Origin of the sequence: Pantoea sp. RSPAM1 (assembly GCF_038816185.1) — a bacterium.
GTDB lineage: Bacteria > Pseudomonadota > Gammaproteobacteria > Enterobacterales > Enterobacteriaceae > Pantoea > Pantoea ananatis.
Window position 1 is genome coordinate 4378289 of sequence record NZ_CP046137.1, and the last position, 19514, is coordinate 4397802.

The window sequence follows — 19514 nt, forward strand, 5'->3', positions numbered from 1 at the left end:
GGCGCAAAAAAGAAACAAAACCGGTTGTCGGGGTTCACTTAACCATTGATTGACATATGATTAACATCTTCAAGGAGATTCGCCATGAGCCAACATCATATCTATCCTGTTCCAGAAAATATTGCAGCAAACGCGCTGATTACTGCCGAACAGTATCAGGCGATGTACCAGCAATCGGTTACCGATCCAGAAACATTCTGGGGGGAGCAAGGTAAAATCCTTGACTGGATAAAGCCTTACAGCAAAGTCAAAAATACGTCTTTTGCGCCGGGCAATATTTCCATTCGTTGGTATGAGGACGGCACGCTCAATCTGGCGGCGAACTGCCTGGATCGTCACCTGACAACCCGGGGCGATCATCCTGCCATCATCTGGGAAGGTGATGACGCCAACGAAAGCAAAACAATAACCTTTCGTCAGCTTCACGCCGATGTCTGTCGCTTTGCCAACGTGCTGGAACTGCTCGGGGTTAAAAAAGGCGATGTCGTCGCGATTTATATGCCAATGGTGCCGGAAGCCGCGGTCGCTATGCTGGCCTGCGCGCGCATTGGCGCTGTGCATTCGGTTATTTTTGGCGGTTTTTCACCGGAGGCGGTGGCAGGTCGTGTGATCGACTCCAGTGCAGCCTTAATTGTGACAGCCGACGAAGGTGTTCGCGCGGGGCGTACGATCCCACTGAAAAAAAATGTGGATGATGCGTTAAAAAATCCCAACGTAAGCAGCGTGAAAAACGTCGTGGTCTTTCAACGTACCGGCAAAGACGTCGGCTGGGTTGAAGGACGTGACAGGCACTGGCACGAGCTGATGCAAAACGCCAGTACCAACCACTCTGCGGCAGAAATGCAGGCAGAAGATCCGCTGTTTATCCTGTATACCTCAGGTTCAACCGGTAAGCCGAAAGGCGTGCTGCATACGACCGGCGGCTATCTGGTTTACGCCGCGACCACCTTTAAGTTTGTTTTTGACTACCATCAGGACGATATCTACTGGTGTACGGCTGACGTTGGCTGGGTCACCGGCCACAGTTATCTGCTGTATGGCCCGCTGGCCTGCGGTGCCACGACGCTGATGTTTGAAGGCGTGCCTAACTGGCCGACGTCCGCCCGCATGGCGCAGGTGGTCGATAAGCATAAAGTCACCCTGCTCTACACCGCGCCCACGGCTATCCGCGCGCTGATGGCCGAAGGGGATAAGGCGATTGAAGGCACCGACCGTAGCAGCCTGCGTATTATGGGTTCGGTCGGTGAGCCGATTAATCCGGAAGCCTGGGAGTGGTATCACAAAAAAATCGGCAATAGCCAGTGTCCAATAGTGGATACCTGGTGGCAGACGGAAACCGGGGGATTTATGATCACCCCGCTACCCGGCGCAACGCGGCTTAAGGCCGGTTCTGCAACCACGCCTTTCTTTGGCGTACAGCCCGCGCTGGTCGATAATGAGGGGCATCCTCAGGAAGGAGCCTGCGAAGGTAACCTGGTTATCACTGACTCCTGGCCAGGCCAGGCCCGAACGCTGTTCGGCGATCACGACCGTTTCGAACAAACCTATTTCTCTACCTTCAAAAATGCCTACTTTAGCGGTGACGGCGCGCGACGGGATGAGGACGGTTATTACTGGATCACCGGCCGCGTGGATGATGTGCTGAATGTGTCAGGGCACCGTCTGGGCACGGCAGAAATCGAATCGGCCCTGGTTTCCCACCCTAAAATTGCCGAAGCCGCTGTGGTGGGGATCCCGCACAGCATTAAGGGCCAGGCCATTTACGCCTATATCACCCTGAATCACGGCGAGGAGCCCTCACCCGAGCTTTACACCGAAGTGCGTAACTGGGTACGCAAAGAAATTGGCCCGATCGCCACGCCCGATGTGCTGCACTGGACCGACTCTCTGCCAAAAACCCGCTCCGGTAAAATCATGCGCCGTATCCTGCGGAAAATCGCTGCGGGTGATACCAGTAATTTAGGCGATACGTCAACGCTGGCCGATCCTGGCGTCGTTGAGAAACTGCTTGAAGAGAAACAGTCCATCACCATGCCGTAACCACCCGGCGGAAAGCATCAGGCTTTCCGCCACCACTTCCCTACGTAGTGTGTTTCTGTAGTCACAAAAATATAACTCATTCACGCTTTTGCGTGAGGTCCACGCCTGCATGCTTCTGGAGATAATGTGATGAATGATGCCCTGCCCGAACAGGAAAAAATCTACCAAAAAATTGAAAGTAATCCTCGCTTTCAGGAATTGGTACACAAGCGCCAGTCCTTTGCCCTGCTGCTGTCGTTGATTATGCTGGTGCTGTATGTCGGCTTTATTCTGCTTATTGCTTTTGCCCCTGGCTGGCTGGGCACGCCTCTGCATGCCGGCACCAATGTCACACGCGGTATTCCGCTCGGCGTGGGGCTGATCGTCATCTCCTTTGTCCTGACCGGTGTGTACGTCTGGCGCGCAAACGGCGAGTTTGATCGTCTGACGAAGGCTATCCTCAGCGAGGTAAAACTATGATCCGTCTTATGCTGTGGATGCTGGCCGCGCTGCTGCCCTTTTCTGCTCTGGCCGCCGATGCCATTACGGGCGCGGTACAGAAACAGGCTGTTAACTATCAGGCGATCGTCATGTTTGTGATTTTCGTCGGCGCCACGTTGAGTATCACTTACTGGGCGTCGAAGCGAACACGTTCGCGTAGCGATTACTACACCGCAGGCGGAAATATCACCGGCTTTCAGAATGGGCTGGCCATGGCAGGCGACTTTATGTCCGCCGCCTCTTTTCTGGGTATTTCGGCGCTGGTGTATACCTCGGGCTATGACGGCTTAATCTATTCGCTGGGCTTTCTGGTCGGCTGGCCAATGATTCTGTTTCTGATTGCAGAACGGCTGCGTAATCTGGGGCGCTATACCTTTGCCGATGTTGCCTCGTACCGCCTGAAGCAAAAACCCATACGTACTCTGTCAGCCTGCGGTTCACTGGTGGTGGTTGCGCTCTATCTGATTGCTCAGATGGTGGGGGCAGGTAAACTGATCCAGCTTCTGTTCGGCCTTAATTATCACATCGCCGTTATCCTGGTGGGGATCCTGATGGTGATGTACGTGCTGTTCGGCGGCATGCTGGCGACGACCTGGGTTCAGATCATCAAAGCCGTTCTGTTGCTGTTTGGTGCCTCGTTCATGGCCATTATGGTAATGAAAAGCACCGGTTTTAGCTTTAATACGCTGTTCACTGAAGCGATGGCTGTCCACCCGAAAGGCGCGGCCATTATGCAGCCCGGCGGGTTGGTTAAAGATCCGATTTCTGCCCTGTCGCTGGGGCTGGGGCTGATGTTTGGTACGGCGGGATTGCCGCATATTCTGATGCGCTTCTTTACCGTTGCCGACGCCAAAGAGGCACGTAAAAGCGTATTTTGGGCCACCGGTTTTATGGGTTACTTCTACTTTCTGACCTTTATTATCGGTTTCGGCGCCATACTGCTGGTCGGTGCCAACCCGGCCTTTAAAGATGCCTCCGGCGCGTTAATCGGCGGCACCAATATGGCGGCGGTACACCTGGCGAATGCGGTTGGCGGCAGCACCTTCCTGGGCTTTATTTCCGCCGTGGCATTCGCCACGATTCTGGCCGTGGTGGCTGGCTTGACGCTGGCTGGCGCTTCGGCGGTCTCTCACGATTTGTATGCCAGCGTTTACCGCAAGGGCCAGGCCAGCGAGCGCGACGAGCTGCGGGTGTCAAAAATTACGGTGCTGGTGCTCGGTGTTGTGGCGATCGCCCTGGGTATTCTGTTTGAAAAACAGAACATCGCGTTTATGGTCGGCCTGGCGTTCTCGATTGCGGCCAGCTGTAACTTCCCGATTATCCTGCTTTCCATGTACTGGTCTAAACTCACCACCCGCGGCGCGATGGTCGGCGGCTGGTTAGGGCTGATCACCGCCGTGGTGCTGATGATTCTTGGCCCTACCGTCTGGGTTCAGGTGTTGGGCCATGCTTCACCGATCTATCCGTATGAATATCCGGCCCTGTTCTCTATTACTATCGCCTTTGTGGGCACCTGGCTGTTTTCGGTTACCGATCATTCGCAACAGGGCGCAGAAGAGCGTTCACGCTTCCGGGCGCAGTTTATTCGCTCCCAGACCGGTGCCGGTATTGAGCAAGGCAAAGCGCACTAATCCCTTTTCCCGGGTATAAAAAAGGGCAGGAACCGCGAGGTCCCTGCCCTTTTTCTCAGCCGATATCAGAAGCGCAGTGATGCGCCCACGTAGGGACCATCGACCAGGACGTTGTCTTTACGACCGCCTTTATTATTCAGCTCGATATACTGATAACCCACGCGCAGGTTAAGCAGAGAGACCGGCGTAAAGCTCACACCGCCGCTCGCTTCCTGGTAGCTGTCAAGATGATCGGTAAGGCCTTCCGGCGCATAATAGTACTGGCCGTACAGCCCCCACATGCTGTTGAAGTTGTACTGCGCGCTGCCGCCCAGCGCCACCGCAAATCCGTCTTTCCCGTCTTCAGGATGGGTAAAAATCGCCTTTGCGGTTGGCGCCAGTCGCAGATCGCCGAAATCGACGTTGTAGCCCAGGCCCGCGCCGTAAGTGCTGCCGTCATGATCGCTACGCAACCAGTTGCCGTTCAGGAACAGGCCTGGTGAGGTCGTGCCCAAACCGACATTCAGGTTGGTGCTGTGCTCGCCAACATCGACGCTGCCCTCGATGGCCTGCGCGGCGCCGCTCAGCATAATGAAGCTCAGAGCGCTTCCGGTAACAAGTTGCTTAAACATGATTCTCTCCATGATGGGTCAAATAATTCCGCATCAAGGGTAGCAGTCTGAAACGAGGTGACAACTAAATTTGGAAAGCTTTACGTAAAAAGAGATGTCATTTTGTGCCAAAACGGACAACGCACTGTAAGGTAAGCGGAAAAGAGCGTATGACAGGCGCATTCAGGCCTGTCATCACCAAACTCAGTGTGCCCACATCAGGTGCCCGATGAACGGCGCCAGTATGACGGTTACGACGCCAGACAGCATCATCACCAGGCTTGATACCACGCCTTCCTGCTGCCCCAGCTGATAAGCGCGTGCGGTACCGGCACCGTGCGAAGCGGCACCAAATCCGGCCCCTTTCGCTACGCCCTGTTTGATGGCGATGCGCAGGAACAGCATATCCCCTACCGCCATGCCAAATACGCCTGTCACAACCACAAACAGCGCCACCAGATCGGGCTGCGCACCCATGGGTTTGGCCGCTGCCAGCGCAAAGGGCGTAGTAATGGAGCGCACCGCCAGACTTCGCTGAATAGTTTCCGGTAAATTCAGTAAGCGCGCCAGCCAGACGGAACTGCACACTGAGACCGTTGTGGCAGTTAACACCCCGGCACTCAGCGATAACCAGTGGCGTTTAATCACCGTCAGATTTTCATAGACCGGCACAGCAAAGGCCAGCGTCGCGGGGCCCAACAGCCACAGCAGCCAGTGGCTCTCTGCAATATAGTTTTGCCAGCTGATATGGGTCAGCAGAAGCAGCGCCACCAGAATGAGCGGCGTCATGATCAGCGGCATCAGTAACAGTGTTGGCCAGCGGCGATACAGTCGTTTATTCAGGTAATAAATCAATAACGTGACGGCCGCACACAGCAGGCTGATAAGCAGATTACGCATCGCCGCCGCCCTGCTTACGCGCGGCCCGCGCGACCTCAAAGCGGTACAGGCGATCCACCACCAGGGCGGTCGTTGCCAGCACCAGTAGCGTACTGACCGCAATCACCACAAAAATCCGCCAGCCGTCAATCTGCAACAGGTCGGCGTAATTCACTACCGCCACCACCGCCGGGATAAAGAACAGCAGCATCTCTGCCAGCAGCCAGCTTGCCCCTACTTTCACCCAGCGCAGTGGCAAAACGCGCAGCGCAATCAACATTAACATCAGCAGCATGCCGACAATGTTGGCAGGCAGCGGCAGGTGCAGCCAGATTACCAGCTGCTCGCTGGCGACGAATACCGAGATAAACAGCGCCAGCTGTAGCGGTAAGCTGAGCCGTTGCAGCCTGTCGAGGTTAAGACGCCGCAATGCCAGAGCCATCATATTTCTCCCATGTCGTTAATGCGCTCAGTATAGAATCACGAGGTACTGTGAAAAAAATGAATTAAAATTATTAAAATCATGCCAGAAAGGAATAGTTATGGACGTTCGTGCGTTGCGTTACTTTACCGAAGTGGTACGTCAGCAGAGTTTTACCCGGGCCGCGCAAAAGCTGTTTGTGACGCAGCCGACGATCAGCAAAATGGTGCGTCAGTTGGAAGAGGAGCTGGACTGCGCGCTACTGCTTCGCGATGGACGTCGCCTGCATCTCACGGACAGCGGACAAGCCGTTTATCAACGCGGACTGGCTATTTTGCAGGAGTTCCATCAGCTTGAGGCAGAGATAGGCGACATCAATCAGTTGAAAACGGGCAAGCTGCGGCTCGGTATTCCCCCAATGGTCGGCATGCAAATCGCCGGTTCGGTTTCGGCATTTCGTCGCCGGTATCCGGGCGTGGAACTCAGCATTGCTGAGTTTGGCGGCTTAGCGGTTCAGGAGGCGGTGCTGGCAGGCACGCTGGATATTGCCCTGACGGCACTCCCGGTCGATGCCGAATTACCCCTGGAAACATTATCGCTGATGCAGCATCCGTTATGTGTCTTACTGCCCCGTCAGGAACCCTGGCTGCAACGCACCCAGCTCAGCCTGCGCGATTTGGCTCCGCATCCTTTGCTGATTTTTAATGAAGAGTTTTCGCTGAACCGCCAGTTGATGAAAGCTTTTCAGCGTCAGGAGATAACTCCTACCATTGCCGTGCGGAGCGGGCAGTGGGATTTTCTGGCCGCCATGGTGCAGGCCGGGATGGGGCTGGCAATTTTGCCGGAGCCGATATGCCAGCGGTTAGATAAACAGTCGTTACTGTGGCTGCCGCTGGAATCCGAGCTTCAATGGCATCTGGGGCTGATCTGGCGGAGAGGCAGCTATCTGTCACGCAGCGCGCAGGCGTGGATCGCGTGTTGCCGCGAACACTGGCCCGATCGGGCGCCGCGCCTCTCCGTCTAGCGCGGCGGCCCGCCCGGCCGTCGCAGAACGCAGGTGACCGGACGGGCGCGGCGCAACAGGGCGTTTACTCTTCTTTCTCGATCAGAAGCGCTTCCAGCAGGTCCAGATCGTGCAACAATTTTTGCATCGTTTCGTTGGATATCTGCTGGGTGGCACGCAGGTGATACACTTCGGCACGTTCGGCACGCAGTGCGTTCAAACGGAAGCGACGTTCCAGGTTCTCGGCAAACAGCGCGTGCTCCAGGTCGTTTTTCCCCTCCGCACGGCGGCGCAGGTTGCCGATGACACGCAGGCTGACCTCTTTCAGCAGCTCAGGATCGATATTTTCGTCGGTTTCCTTTTCGAGCCGCGCCTCCATCTTTTGCAGACTCTCGATAGCCACACCGGCCATCACCGCTCTTGCATGCTGAAGTTCGTGCCGATGTGCACTCTTATCCATCGTCTCGACGCCGCGTAGCAGCACCGGCAGAACAATGACGCCAACCAGTAACGAGAAAAGAATCACGCCGGTTGCGATAAACACCAGCTCATAGCGCGCCGGGAAAGGATTGCCGTTGCTCAGGAACAGGGGAATCGACAGGACACCGGCCAGGGTGATAGCCCCGCGCACGCCCGCAAAAGAGGCAATCAGCAGTTCGCGCAAAGAGTAGCTGGAGAAAACTAACGGCTTGTTTTTTAACAGGCGCTTGCTGAAACGCTGCATGATCCACAGCCAGCCAAAACGCACCACCATTAACGCCGCATAGACCAATGCGATATCTGCAAAGATCATCCAGATATCCACGTTGGGATCCGCGTTCGCCTGTTGAATGGAATTTTCCAGGATGGAGGGCAATTGCAGGCCCAGCATCAGGAACACCATGCCGTTAAACACAAACTCCAGCATGTGCCAGACGCTGTTGGCGCGCAATCGCATGGTCAGCGGGGCCTGACGGATAATGCCGGAGCGCGTGATGGTCATCCCGGCCGCGACGGCGGCTAAAATGCCGGAAACGCCCAGGTGTTCTGCAATCAAATAAGAGGCAAACGGCAGCAGCAGCAGCAGGACGATCTGTGTGGCGGCATCGTCCCCCCCGCTCCAGCGGTTCAGGACACGCAGTGACTTACCGTAGAGCCAGCAGACCGCAACACCGGCAATTAAGCCGCCGACCGCCACTTTCAGGAATTCGACACTGGCACCGCCCCAACTAAACACCATGGTGCCCATCGCTACCGCGACGGCAAATTTCAGTGAAACCAGGCCTGAGGCGTCGTTCATCAAGGCTTCGCCCTGAAGTATTCCCATAATTTTCTTAGGAATGCGGCCTTCGCCGACAATGCCTGAAAGCGCCACGGCATCGGTAGGTGATAACACTGCCGCCAGGGCGAAAGCAGGAATCAGAGGAATACCGGGAACCGTCCAGTAAATCAGATAGCCAATTCCGACGACGGTAATCAGCACCAGCACCAGCGCCAGGCCAAGAATTTCCCGCCCGTAATGGAGAAACTCACTGACCGGCGTTTTCCAGCCGTCAGCAAATAACAGCGGCGGAATGAACAGGACGAGGAACAGTTCCGGATCAAAATCCACATGCAGGCCGAAATTAGGCCAGGCCAGTAGCGCACCGACGGCGATCTGCACCAGCGGTAGCGGGATTTGAAAAGGCAAGATACGTGCGGCGACCCCAGAGAGCGACACCACCAGTGTCATAATTAAAATAGTAAAAAAGATTTCCATGCTTTCCTTAGGCGGTTGTTATCTTCGAATCAACTATAAGTTAAAAGTGTAAAACAAACTGGCCAGGGCAGGAAAAGCAAGCCGTGCTTAAAAGACCAAAAAGCGGATAATTCCGGACGCGCCGCTGAACGTCCGGTTTGACAGTCAGATCGCCCAGCCTCCGGCATAAAAGGCGACTAACGCGGCGGCAATCACGACAGTGCCCACGTTGAGCTTACGCCACTCGCCCGCAAAGAGACGGCCCACCACCAGAGTGGCGAACCCCATCATAATGCCGGTAACGATGTTACAGGTCAGCACGATAATCACCGCCGTGAGCAGACCGGACATGGCATCAACGAAGTCACCGAAATCGATCTTTGCCACGTTGCTCAGCATCAACAGGCCGACATACATCAACGCTGGCGCGGTGGCGTAAGCCGGCACCAGGTATGCGATCGGCGACATGAACAGAATGACCAGGAACAGGAGACCCACAACGATCGCCGTCAGGCCGGTTTTACCGCCCGCCGCCGTACCGGCGGCAGACTCGATATAGACTGCCGCAGGCGAAGCACCGACAAGGCCGGCAAACAGGCTACTGACGGAATCCGTGGTCAGCGCCCGACCACCATTGATGATCTGCCCGTCTTTATCCAGCAGATTGGCCTGGCCTGCAACCGCGCGGATCGTGCCGGTGGCATCAAAGACCGCCGTCATCACTAGCGCCAGCACGCTGGGCAGCACCGCAGGCTGCAAGGCGCCCATGATGTCCAGGCTAAAGAGCAGTGACTCACCCTGCGCATCACGCAGGCTGGGCAGGGCAAACAGTCCCTGCCAGCGCACGGCCGGGTCGAACACCAGACCCAAAGCAGAAATCGCGATAACGGTCAGTAAAATACCGCCAGGCACGCGGCGTTTTTCCAGGCCAAAAATGGCGGCCAGCCCCAGCAATGACATCATGACGGGGAACGACGTAAACTGGCCCAGGGCAACGGGTAACCCTGAGGCCGGATTTCTGACGACCAGTCCCACGTTGTCTGCCGCAATCAGCAGCAAAAACAGACCAATGCCGACGCCCGTTCCGTGTGCAACCCCCATGGGCAGATTGCGTAAGATCCAGGCGCGAATCCCGGTGGTGGAAATCAGGGTAAAGAGCAGGCCCATCAGGAACACGGCACCCAGCGCCACGGGTACGCTAATGTGCTGACCCAGCACAAGGCTGAAAGCGGTAAACGCCGTCAGTGAGATAGCACAGCCAATTGCCATGGGTAAATTCGCCCACAGCCCCATGATGATCGATCCCACGCTCGCCACCAGACAGGTCGCAACGAACACCGCCGTGGGTGAAAATCCCGCCTTGCTGAGCATGCCGGGCACCACGATCACGGAATAAACCATGGCGAGGAACGTAGTCAGCCCGGCGACAATTTCCTGTCGCACGCTGCTGCCACGGGCCGAGATGGCGAACCAGGCATCCAGCTTTCCACCGGACGGGCGTGATTCAATTGACATAGTTGAGCCTCAAAATTGTTGTAGTGGGATCGTGCGGTAACGGCACTGACGTCCCTGGAAACCTGTCATCGCCAGCGGGCAGCCGACAAAAGGCAAACGTTTACATCGCCGCACAGAACGGGACGTCACGCTGCCCCGTTTAAAGGGGGCAGATTATCCGGCGTTTAACTGCCGTTTTTCAACCGCTGAGTGAGGATTGGTGACTATAAAGATCAGGTTGATAACATCAGGAATGCTCTTGATACCATCATTTAACATTCTGTCCGTCAGGATAAGGCGTCAATAACTGGAAGACAGGCAAAAATGACGCCGGGCGGCGTCATCGGGCTACGTGCATCAGCCAGAAAGGTTAATCTCACCGCCTTGTTGAATAGCGCGCTGCCAGGCCGCGCGCTGTTGCACGGTCGTTAACCATTTTTGCGTAGCGGGGGCATCATTCAGTCCGGCGCGCTGGCTCAGCGCCAGAACAGGGAAGCTCATCTGCACATCCGCAATGCTGAAGCGCTGACCCGCGAACCACGGCTGTGTTGAAAGGTGAGCTTCAATGACCTGCTTGTGCAATTTGAGTTGTTTATCCAGCCAGGCTTTCTGAACGCCTTTGCCCAGCGCCGCGCCCACGGGGCGGAGCAACCACGGCACCGGCGCGCTGCCAAGGCGGCCAAAAACCAGCTTCATCACCAGCAGCGGCATCAGTGAACCTTCCGCATAGTGCAGCCAGTAACGCGCCTGTAGCTGCGCCTCTTCATCGGTAAGCTGCAGCCGTTTTTCGCTGTCGTATCTTTCTTCCAGATACTCAAGGATGGCACCGGACTCGGCAACCACGCGATTGCCATCGGTGATCACGGGCGACTTCCCTAACGGATGCACTTTTTTTAATGCGTCCGGCGCCAGCATCGTGGGTTCGCGCTGGTAGCGCTTGACCTGGTAAGGCACTTCCAGCTCTTCCAGCATCCACAACACCCGGTGAGAGCGAGATTGTTCAAGATGGTGAACGGTGATCATCATGGTTCCCTGTGAGTGAATATGCTGCAAGTATAGACGTCACCTTGTCTTATGCAGGGAACCATCCTGCTCAGGATCGAGCAGTACTGCGCCAGAGCCCTGCTGGCCCAGCAGGTCGCCAGGGTTGCGCAGCGGGCAGTCACGCATGGATAAACATCCACAGCCAATGCAGCCATCCAGATCGTTACGCAGGCGCGTCAGCGTTTCGATGCGCTTATCCAGTTCGTCGCGCCAGTGCTGCGTCAGATTGCCCCATTCCTGAGCAGACATCCGCTTATCTGCCGGCATGTTCTCAAGACTGTCACTGACGCTGGCGAGCGGAATACCAATGCGCTGTGCAATTTTAATAATGGCCACCCGTCGCAGCACGTCACGGCTGTAACGCCGCTGGTTTCCGCTATTGCGGGTGCTGAAAATCAGCCCTTTGCTTTCATAAAAGTGCAGTGCAGAGACGGCGACGCCGCTTCGGCGCGCCACTTCGCCCGGTGTCAGCACGGGTTTTGGGTAATTGCGATCTTTTTTCATTTGGCACTTTACCTCAAGTTAACTTGAGGAATTATACTCTTTTCCCATCAGAACGACACCTTCCCTTATGATCTCATGCGCCAGCGGACGGACCCGGTTTTATCGCCGAAAGCCTGTCAATTCCGCATGAACGCTAAGGGGAAATTCACCAGAAGGATGAGGCCATGATACAAGAAGAGATCATTCATTCACTGACGCACTGGATTGACCAAAACCTGGATAAGAGCCTGTCAATTGACGAAGTCGCCGCCAAATCAGGCTATTCGAAATGGCATCTGCAACGTATGTTCCGTAGCGTGACGAAACAGACGTTGGGTGGTTATATTCGCGAACGCCGCCTGACGCTGGCCGCTGAAGCGCTGCGACAAACGCAGCGGCCGGTGTTTGATATTGCGATGCAATATGGCTATGACTCGCAACAGACATTCTCACGCGTTTTTCGTCGCCAGTTTTCACAAACGCCCACGGCTTATCGCCACGCGATGCGCCGCCAGGCCATCCAGCGTCCGCGTTTGATGCGCTTTGACTGCAGCGAGACGATGACCAGCTTTACCCAGCGGACAACGGGAGAATGCTGTCCGGTCAGCTGACGCGCTTCGTGCGCCTGCCCAGGCGCACGCCGCGTTCAGTGCCCCAACCCTGTTGTGAGCGCCCTCTTTTTCTGCTGCCAGATCAGACAAATTTTGTACAAAAATCAGAAATCGGATGATATAGTGTGACCCACATCACATTATGACTTTTGTTGCCGACGAAAGAGCCCGACCTGACAGACTTTTCCGCCGACGTGATGTTCGCAGACAGTCAGGCGTAATCTCCGATTTTGAGGTCAAAATTGATGGCGACTTTAACCACCAGTTTTCTTGTTATGCGCTGGGAATTGCTCAGCGCGATAATGATGTTCTTTGCCAGCACGCTAAAAACCCGTCTCCGCCAGGATAGCCATCACGTCATGGCGTTTCTCTGTGGCAGCATAGGCGTTGGGATGTCGTGCTGGTTCGTGACCGGCTTGATGGGCATCACGTTGAGTATGGAAAACGTGCACCATTTCTTTAGCGTCTCTAAAGATGTCTTTATCGACGTGATGAGTCGGGCGCCCGCTAACTGGCAAATGCCCTGATAAACCTATAAAAAACCCCGCAAAGCGGGGTTTTTTATATTGCTGTGTGACGTCAAATTTTCTTCAACATAACAGGAATGGCAACGTCCTGTATTTCTACGTCCGGCCTCTGCGTTCCGCGACGATCCTGAATCCACATTTCACCCATCATCTTATCCAGCCCGCCATCCAGCCCCGTCACCATGCCTGCGCCTGGCGTGAACGTCAGCTCGCCAAAATAAATGTGTTCATCGTGGATATACCAGTCCACACGTACATAGTCGAAGTCGCTGGCCAGCGTTTTGCTTAACGCCAGGGCCTGTTGTAACGATGGCATCACCGTCGAGACGTCCAGCCCGGTATCGCGAATTTTATGGAACGCCTCACTCAGGTTGTTCACATAAAAATTCATTGAGAGCTGAGGCTGACAGCGGTTGTAAATGACCTGAAGCACATACTCAAAGTTGCCATCGCGCTTGTTAAACATGTGGAACTTGTAGTCAACCGGGGCACTTTTGCCATCACCGATGTACTGCTCAACCAGAATACGTGGCTTGATATAGCGATAGTGAATCTCACGCGCTTCGTTGGCGAAGTCAGTCTTTAACCACTTATAGCAGTTATGAATGATTTGCTGCTTCCGAAGTGCATTAGGTTCCTCCAGCACGATCTCAACCATGTTTGACGCATGATTTGGTTTGATCACCGTTCCCTTCCAACGCGTCAGATTGTTCAACGTGGTGGGATCGGTCGTGTCATGAAGCAGGGGTATCAGATATTCATTGCCGATCTTCTCAGCAATATACTCACGCACCGAAAACTTGTCAGACAGGCGGGCATAGAGCTGATAGTCACCATGAATGAACTTACGATACAGCACTTTTTCATTGAACACCTTGGGCTCACGCAGGTTGGGGAGCCTTCTGAACTTACGGAAATAATAAATCCGGTCCTGATAAGTCCAGGGCATCTTCTTGATGAAGTACTGCAAACTTCTTCTGAGCTCGTGTTTTAACTTGAGCATATTTGACCTCATTTGTAGGTTTTGTAGTTGAGTGAGGAAACCTGGATTTTTTGAATAACGCCGTGTTTAAAGAAATAATTCATGACGGTCAGGGACAGGAGCTCTGAAAGAAAAACGCTCCATGCGGCTCCTGTAATGCCATAGCCCTGAATCAGCCACCAGGAAAGCGGCATACTGATGATCACCAGACAAATGATTTTCTTCAGTAAATAATCAAAGCCCCCTTCCTTTACCATGTAGCGATACGCGACGGTGCCCAGCGCCGAAAAGCTGGTCGCTATCGACAGCAAGGTGATGAGATTGCCCGACTGGGTAAACGCTGGGCCGTACAGCGCGATGATTATCTGTTCACCGAACAATGCGACGATCAGCAACATCAGCAAAGACACGGCCATCACATAGCCATTGAGCCGCGCCGTCAGCCTGATCGCTTCCTCACCGCGCGCGCGAAAAATTTCGCTGAAGCACGAGGTGATGAGTGCGACGGGAATAAAAATCCACGAGGCGGCGATGGTATTGGCTGCGGCAAACAAGCCAAGCTCCTGGGCCGATGCGATGCCAGCCAAAAACATCTGCGCGGCTTTAACCTGGACAGAGATAAAAATGCTGGAAATCGCCAGAGGCAATCCGGCATACATCAGGTAACGCAAATACAGCGTTCGCGTCTCGCGCGGCGGAAGCTGGTCCTGATGTGCCTGATAAAAGGTGTAACGTTTGATGGCGTAAGGCACCAGCGTGACCGTGATAACCGAAAGCGTTAGCCACAATGGATTGAGACGCAGCCAGGCAATGATAAAGCTCAGGATAAAACTCACCAGCATGCCAATCGCATTGGCCACGGTATTTAGCTTTGAAGCCAGTCGTGCATTGTTGTAAACGCTAAAAGTGTCCTGTGTGACAAAAACAGACGCAACAAAAGAGGCCAGTGCAAATGCCAGGAAGTTCTCCTGCATGTTGTACCAAACCCAAATTAATACTGGCCCTGAGGTGAGAAGTAATAAACCCATGCGCAACGTGCGTGCGATGCGCATTAAACGTAAACCTTTGGCCGCATTTTTGCTGACACGTTTAAACAAAATTGTTTCAGTGCCAAACAGGGCTATGGTTTGCACCATAGCAAATAATGACGTTGAAAATGCCATCTGACCAAATAGGGTCGGACCGAAGGATTTTGCCACATAAGACGTCACGAAAATGACGCCAAAGACGGAGATGATCTTTTCAGACATCATCCAGGCGGCATTAGACATTACGCTCAATTTCATCGACTCTTCCTTAGTATTACTCTACATCTACCACTTTGGTGCCCATCCATGGGACGAGTTAATAAGCACTTAAATTTCATAGCGAAATTATAAACATCGCGCCAGTCCGGCGCGAAAATGAGAATCCAGTCTTATTTTATCGGGAGAATTCAGGAGAATTCTGATTATGCCTGGACCGAATACCTTCTACTGGAAACGATTTCAAATTGAAATCAATAATGTTTCCAAAAACCATCCTCCCTGAATAAAACAGGCCAGGCGGCTTTGAATATCAAATTCACAGTCATTTTTTATCTTTGGGATGCGATGAATTTATATCAAAAACCCCATACCAGGAAGGCGCTGTATACCGATAAGAATAAAATAAGATTTATCCCATGATGATATTTATTCTAAATATCTTAATTTAACCCTCGCAATTTAACGTCCGTATTTAAATACGGCACTCAATGAAATTATACAGTACCAAAGGTTAATAAAGTAATTCTCATCCATTAATTGATAAGAAAGGTAAGAGCATTTATGAGAAAGTCACGATATAGCGAAGATCAAATCACAAATGCCATTAAAGCTTCTGAATCGGGCGTTAAGGTTAAAGAGATTTGTGAAGAGCTGGGCATCTCTGAGGCAACCTTCTACAGCTGGAAGAAGAAGTTCTCTGGGTTATCATCAGAAGAAGGCAGAAAAATCAAAGAACTGGAAGAAAAAGTACAGTTCCTGACACGCGAACTGCAAGCGCTGAACGCGGACAAGGAAATGCTACAGAGCGTATTGAAGAATTTCTTCACCACCAACGAAAAACGTCAGGCGGTCAACTTCTTACAGAGCACTTTTGATGTAGGAACCCGGCGCAGCTGCCGTTTACTGGATATTAGCCGTAGCGTTTATCATTACCCTGCCGGTTCAGATAACCGCTAATAGTGAGATAACGGCTTTATAACACCGACATCGCTGAGATTTGTTCTTACCAGAAGAGATGAAGAGCATTTAGCAGGACATTTATGGTGGTGCGCTTCGCCCAGTCCATAATTAATGAATGGATTTGCGGTTACGCTTCCTTTTTTGCGGTAAAATTGATTCACAACAGCAAAAGTCTCTCTATCTACGCCACTTTTATACGCCAAATCTCATTTCGGTGAGATTGGCGCCCCTCTTTTTTTCATTAGCATCCCTAAAAGAATCGAATATCCCCTCACCTCTTTGTTCAGTAAGGGTAATGTTAAGTCGGTTTGTAAAGTACTTTTTTTTAGCCACCGCTGGCGCTGGGAATTTTTTCCAATCTCGCCGCGATCGTTGTCAGCATAAAAAGATAAAAACAGGCCAGAATAATCTCAGATAAACAGTTTATTGATACTTATCACTTTCAGCAGCTAATAGCACATATCCTGTACTATTGATGCCCAGCGTTAAACATTAAATAAAAGCGAAGCGGGGTGAACCAGGGATGTAATTAGACACTGCTGAAGTAAAGGATGGTTTTTTAATGGGATTTATCTTAACCAAACGGCAACGATTCGTGCTGATTACGCATAAATTTGGCGGCCAGCCTAAACATCAGGCTCACATTCCCCTCTTTTTAGGGCGAATGACGGTCGTGCCCCGGACAAAACTGTCTGTTTTTTGTTCAAAATGCACCCGACAGCACGTGGTAACGCCCCACGGGGATCACCTTTTTTTGCAGAGAGCGCGGCGCATTTAACAGATAAAGGCCAGTTACAGGGTGAGGAAAGCGCGATTACAGCGTTATTTTGCCGTGCCAGGGTCAGGCATAATCCGAAAAAGCGTGAATATCACACCGGGTAATTATCAATTATCAGGGGCAAGCCTTATTGAGTATTGATGGCAGCACCGCGTGGCTGAGGTTTACATCGCCTCGGCCAGAACAGGCCCGAAGCCAGGCAAAAAAAACAGCGACAAATGTGAATTCAGGTTGCCCGTATTGGGTCCAGACCAATGTCCACAACGGCCCGTCAAGGATGGCAAAAACGGAGTGAGGTTTCATCAACAACAGAGATAAGCGCTGTCTGTATTTCCTCACCGGAAAGGCGGCATGATTCACATCAGCGAAGCGAAGTGAGGCCCCAGTAGCAGGCCCGCTGGCCACCGTTCAGCGCGTCCAAATCAGCGCCGGCAGTCGCCTCATAAACGCCCGAGTGGTTTTGGGTTTATCTGTTTTTGATAGCGGCCCGGCGTGATGCCATAACGACGGGCAAACGCGCGCGTCAGATGAGCCTGATCCGTTAAGCCCACGGCGGCAGCCACGCTGGCAATTGCCTCCCCCTGAGCCAGCTGCTGTTTGGCCTCATACAGTCGGTAAGCCATTAACATTTGCTGAGGCGTAACGTGAAAACGCTCGCGGAAGGCCCGTAAAAAGTGCCAGGGCGACAACGAGGCGAATGCGGCCAGCGTCTCCAGTCTGAGCGGTTCAGCCAGATTGGCTCGCAGGTAGTCCCGCACGTCATCAAAACGGTGTCGGGCTTCAGCTTTAAGCGGTGAGGACATTCGCGCCAGCGGACGCATATACAGCAGCAGTTCAGATAATAAACTGTCGCGTGCCAGTGCCGTATCGGCCTGCCACAGCGCCGAGAGGCGTTGCGATAAAGGCTGTGCCAGACGCACATCCGTTCTGAGCGCCTCATTAAACCACCAGCCGCGATCGCCACTAAGTTCGTCCATCAACTGCGGCTGAATATAAATCATCTGATAGCGCCAGCCGTCTTCGCAGGCCGATTCACCAGTGTGCAGCTCATCGGGATTCATCATCACCAGCGAATGCGCGGGCGCGATGTACTGCGTACCGCGATAGCGAAAACGTTGTGCTCCCGACTCAATGGTTCCTATACCAAACGCTTCGTGCGTATGCGGCTCAAAGGCGTAATGAGAGATGTGCGCCTGGTAAAGCTCCACACCTGGCAGGTCTGGCGATTGCTTGAACTGCGCGCGATCTTTTTCACCGGGAAATACGGCTGGAATGCCCTCAGCCTCACCTCTCCTTATTCCTGCAACAAGGTCTTCTGCACCGCACCCAAACCGCAGATTGTTATCCTCTGTCGATTAGGTAACACTGCTTAACAGGCACACTAACCGGGAGCAATTATGCAGCGCGTAGTCATGGTCGTTGATATGCAAAATGGCGTGTTTGAATCGCCGCGTTTCGATCGCGCCGGGCGAGTGGCGCAGATCAACCGACTGATCAGACAGGCTGACATTACACTGTTTATTCAGCATCGCGAAGGGAACATGATTGAGGGCAGCCATGCTTTTGCGCTGCTACCCGAAATTGAACAGCCCCAGAATGCGTATTACGTTACCAAAACCGCCTGCGACAGTTTCTGGCAAACAACCCTGGCTTCGCTGCTGGCCACCTTAGCTATCACTGACTTCGTGATTTGTGGCTGTGCCACCGACTACTGTGTTGATACCACGCTCAAGGTCGGAGCAGGCTTAGGGTATCGCATCACCGTGGCCGCCGACGCGCACACCACTGCCGACAGGACCTATGCCAACGCTGAGCAGTTAATTGGTCAGCATAATGAAGTCTGGGCAGCTCTTAGCATGCCCGGTAACGTGCCGCGCGTTGTCGATACCGCCACCCTGCTGGCCGAATGGCGCTAAGGCCTGTCCGCTCAATGTCGTTTGATCGGCACTCGTCTTCTTAGCCGACTATTCTCAACGCTAAGGCTGTGATTAATGGTTTATTCTGGAGGCGCCGTGTTCGACTCTTTTTCCTGGATCAATGAACCCGCAAGGTGGCAGCATCAAAACGGTATCCTGCACGTGGTTACCGATGAAAAAACGGATTTCTGGCACCAAACCTGGTATGGATTTGAGCGCTTTTCCGGGCATGTCTTCGCCAGAGCGGTGCAGGAGGATTTTACTTTCCAGGTCAAGATTCGTGCAGACTTTACAACGCTGTACGATCAGGCCGGACTGATGCTGATGCACGATGCGCAGCACTGGTTGAAAGCGGGCATTGAATATAATGATGGTGCGCCCGCTATCGGCAGCGTCCTGACGCTGGGTCAGTCTGACTGGGCCACGGGCATCTTTCCCGGCGATGCGCGTGTATTCTGGTTGAGACTGACGCGCAAAGGCGACAGCCTGAGACTGCAGTATTCAATCGAAGGGCAATGCTGGCCGCTGCTGCGTTTGTGCCCTTTCCCGCCGGGCCGCGTTAATGTTGGCGTCATGTGCTGCACGCCAGAACGCGCTGGCCTGGCAGTTGCGTTTGAGGACATCTCACTGAGCCCGCCGCTGGATAAGGCGCTGCACGACCTGAGCTAAAAGCCAGGCTGTCACGGTGGCAAAATCAAGGCAGAAAAACAA

General features: G+C 53.5%; 19 protein-coding genes. 9 read left to right on the plus strand and 10 right to left on the minus strand.

The annotated features are described in order from the left end of the window. Positions 1-84 precede the first annotated feature (84 nt). From acs to actP, 3 genes are all read left to right on the plus strand, one after another. On the plus strand, positions 85-2040 hold the full coding sequence (gene acs, locus GKC68_RS21005; protein ID WP_342656475.1) for an acetate--CoA ligase: 1956 nt from the start codon (positions 85-87) through the stop codon (positions 2038-2040). A gap of 129 nt (positions 2041-2169) precedes the next feature. Further along, positions 2170-2499 carry a DUF485 domain-containing protein gene (locus tag GKC68_RS21010; RefSeq protein WP_028722986.1) on the plus strand — a complete coding sequence of 110 codons (330 nt, stop codon included), beginning with the start codon at positions 2170-2172 and terminating at the stop codon, positions 2497-2499. Then, positions 2496-4151, plus strand: a complete 1656-nt coding sequence (gene actP, locus GKC68_RS21015) for a cation/acetate symporter ActP (protein WP_013024190.1) — start codon at positions 2496-2498, stop codon at positions 4149-4151. Before GKC68_RS21010 ends, actP begins: the two co-directional genes overlap by 4 nt. 65 nt (positions 4152-4216) lie before the next feature. Here the strand turns inward: actP and GKC68_RS21020 are convergent, their stop codons facing one another. The 3 genes from GKC68_RS21020 to GKC68_RS21030 all read right to left on the minus strand — a co-directional run bounded on the left by GKC68_RS21020 (position 4217) and on the right by GKC68_RS21030 (position 6065). Continuing rightward, positions 4217-4762, minus strand: a complete 546-nt coding sequence (locus tag GKC68_RS21020; protein WP_014606929.1) for a YfaZ family outer membrane protein — start codon at positions 4760-4762, stop codon at positions 4217-4219. A 183-nt stretch (positions 4763-4945) separates the two neighbouring features. Next, positions 4946-5641: an LrgB family protein gene (locus GKC68_RS21025; protein WP_028722988.1), complete on the minus strand. Its 696-nt coding sequence runs from the start codon at positions 5639-5641 to the stop codon at positions 4946-4948. Then, a complete protein-coding gene (locus GKC68_RS21030; protein ID WP_028722989.1) occupies positions 5634-6065 on the minus strand; it encodes a CidA/LrgA family protein in 432 nt (143 codons plus the stop codon). Before GKC68_RS21030 ends, GKC68_RS21025 begins: the two co-directional genes overlap by 8 nt. A gap of 97 nt (positions 6066-6162) precedes the next feature. Here GKC68_RS21030 and GKC68_RS21035 point away from each other — a divergent pair, with 97 nt between their 5' ends. Beyond that, positions 6163-7065 (plus strand): LysR family transcriptional regulator, encoded by a 903-nt coding sequence (locus GKC68_RS21035; RefSeq protein ID WP_028722990.1) that lies wholly within the window; start codon positions 6163-6165, stop codon positions 7063-7065. Positions 7066-7129: 64 nt separating this feature from the next. Here the strand turns inward: GKC68_RS21035 and GKC68_RS21040 are convergent, their stop codons facing one another. The 4 genes from GKC68_RS21040 to soxR all read right to left on the minus strand — a co-directional run bounded on the left by GKC68_RS21040 (position 7130) and on the right by soxR (position 11803). Next, positions 7130-8782 carry a Na+/H+ antiporter gene (locus GKC68_RS21040; RefSeq protein ID WP_013024185.1) on the minus strand — a complete coding sequence of 551 codons (1653 nt, stop codon included), beginning with the start codon at positions 8780-8782 and terminating at the stop codon, positions 7130-7132. 144 nt (positions 8783-8926) lie between these two features. Further along, positions 8927-10276 (minus strand): NCS2 family permease, encoded by a 1350-nt coding sequence (locus GKC68_RS21045; RefSeq protein ID WP_019105653.1) that lies wholly within the window; start codon positions 10274-10276, stop codon positions 8927-8929. A 336-nt stretch (positions 10277-10612) separates the two neighbouring features. Beyond that, positions 10613-11278 (minus strand): glutathione S-transferase, encoded by a 666-nt coding sequence (locus tag GKC68_RS21050; protein WP_028722991.1) that lies wholly within the window; start codon positions 11276-11278, stop codon positions 10613-10615. Positions 11279-11317: 39 nt separating this feature from the next. Beyond that, positions 11318-11803: a redox-sensitive transcriptional activator SoxR gene (gene soxR / locus GKC68_RS21055; protein WP_013024182.1), complete on the minus strand. Its 486-nt coding sequence runs from the start codon at positions 11801-11803 to the stop codon at positions 11318-11320. Positions 11804-11967: 164 nt separating this feature from the next. Here soxR and soxS point away from each other — a divergent pair, with 164 nt between their 5' ends. Then, the gene (gene soxS / locus GKC68_RS21060) at positions 11968-12393 is read left to right on the plus strand and encodes a superoxide response transcriptional regulator SoxS (protein ID WP_028722992.1); all 426 of its coding nucleotides are present in this window, start codon (positions 11968-11970) and stop codon (positions 12391-12393) included. Between the two features lie 245 nt (positions 12394-12638). Continuing rightward, on the plus strand, positions 12639-12920 hold the full coding sequence (locus tag GKC68_RS21065) for a YjcB family protein (protein ID WP_028722993.1): 282 nt from the start codon (positions 12639-12641) through the stop codon (positions 12918-12920). Between the two features lie 52 nt (positions 12921-12972). Here GKC68_RS21065 and GKC68_RS21070 read toward each other — a convergent pair whose 3' ends face one another. After that, the gene (locus tag GKC68_RS21070) at positions 12973-13923 is read right to left on the minus strand and encodes an ATP-grasp fold amidoligase family protein (RefSeq protein ID WP_028722994.1); all 951 of its coding nucleotides are present in this window, start codon (positions 13921-13923) and stop codon (positions 12973-12975) included. Between the two features lie 8 nt (positions 13924-13931). Beyond that, positions 13932-15188 (minus strand): polysaccharide biosynthesis C-terminal domain-containing protein, encoded by a 1257-nt coding sequence (locus tag GKC68_RS21075; protein ID WP_028722995.1) that lies wholly within the window; start codon positions 15186-15188, stop codon positions 13932-13934. Between the two features lie 522 nt (positions 15189-15710). Here GKC68_RS21075 and GKC68_RS21080 point away from each other — a divergent pair. Continuing rightward, positions 15711-16106, plus strand: coding sequence for a transposase (locus tag GKC68_RS21080; RefSeq protein ID WP_014606933.1), 396 nt, complete (start codon positions 15711-15713; stop codon positions 16104-16106). Between the two features lie 1221 nt (positions 16107-17327). On the opposite strand, the gene GKC68_RS21085 is transcribed toward GKC68_RS21080, so the two are convergent. Beyond that, positions 17328-18185, minus strand: coding sequence for an AraC family transcriptional regulator (locus GKC68_RS21085; protein WP_342656910.1), 858 nt, complete (start codon positions 18183-18185; stop codon positions 17328-17330). A gap of 99 nt (positions 18186-18284) precedes the next feature. On the opposite strand from GKC68_RS21085, the gene GKC68_RS21090 reads away from it, so the two are divergent. Together GKC68_RS21090 and GKC68_RS21095 are read left to right on the plus strand one after the other, a co-directional pair. Further along, positions 18285-18803, plus strand: a complete 519-nt coding sequence (locus GKC68_RS21090; protein WP_014606935.1) for an isochorismatase family protein — start codon at positions 18285-18287, stop codon at positions 18801-18803. Positions 18804-18899: 96 nt separating this feature from the next. After that, the gene (locus GKC68_RS21095; RefSeq protein ID WP_342656476.1) at positions 18900-19472 is read left to right on the plus strand and encodes a DUF1349 domain-containing protein; all 573 of its coding nucleotides are present in this window, start codon (positions 18900-18902) and stop codon (positions 19470-19472) included. Positions 19473-19514: the final 42 nt, after the last annotated feature.